The organism is Streptomyces sp. NRRL S-118, from assembly GCF_000716335.1.
Lineage (GTDB): Bacteria > Actinomycetota > Actinomycetes > Streptomycetales > Streptomycetaceae > Streptomyces.
Genome location: NZ_KL591009.1, coordinates 1 through 506, shown reverse-complemented (window position 1 = coordinate 506; position 506 = coordinate 1). Strand labels below are relative to the sequence as shown.

Below are 506 nucleotides of genomic sequence, written 5' to 3'. Positions count from 1 at the left end.
ACCGGCGGACGGACGCGGCCGCGCTACCAGCTCGCCATCGAGGCGCTGGTCAGCACGACGGCCGACCCGGCCCACCTGGGAACACTGCTGCCCGAACACCAGCGGATCTGCCACCTGTGCCGCGAGGTGAAGTCGGTGGCGGAGGTGTCGGCGCTGCTGTCGATGCCGCTCGGGGTGGCCCGGATCCTCGTCGCCGACCTGGCGGAGGCGGGCATGGTGGCGATCCACCAGCCGGGCAATGGAGAGGCCGGCGGTACGCCGGATGTGACGCTGCTGGAAAGGGTGCTCAGTGGACTTCGCAAGCTCTAGCGGCGGATCGGGCGCCGGCCGTTCCACCACCAGTGCGAAGATCGTGGTGGCGGGCGGCTTCGGCGTGGGCAAGACCACGTTCGTCGGTGCCGTCTCGGAGATCAACCCGCTGCGTACCGAGGCCGTCATGACGTCCGCGTCCGCGGGCATCGACGACCTCACCCACACCGGGGGCAAGACCACCACCACGGTGGCCA

The 506-nt window shown here is 70.6% G+C and carries 1 protein-coding gene and 1 pseudogene; both read left to right on the top strand.

Features of this window, described 5'->3' with window-relative positions; all coding sequences use genetic code 11:
• Positions 1 to 309, top strand: a 309-nt coding sequence (locus IH00_RS44120; protein WP_039947119.1) for a DUF742 domain-containing protein, incomplete at its 5' end; no start/stop codon positions are given.
• A pseudogene (locus tag IH00_RS37420) lies at positions 290 to 506 on the top strand (ATP/GTP-binding protein); the annotation flags it as partial. The gene IH00_RS44120 and the pseudogene IH00_RS37420, both read left to right, overlap by 20 nt.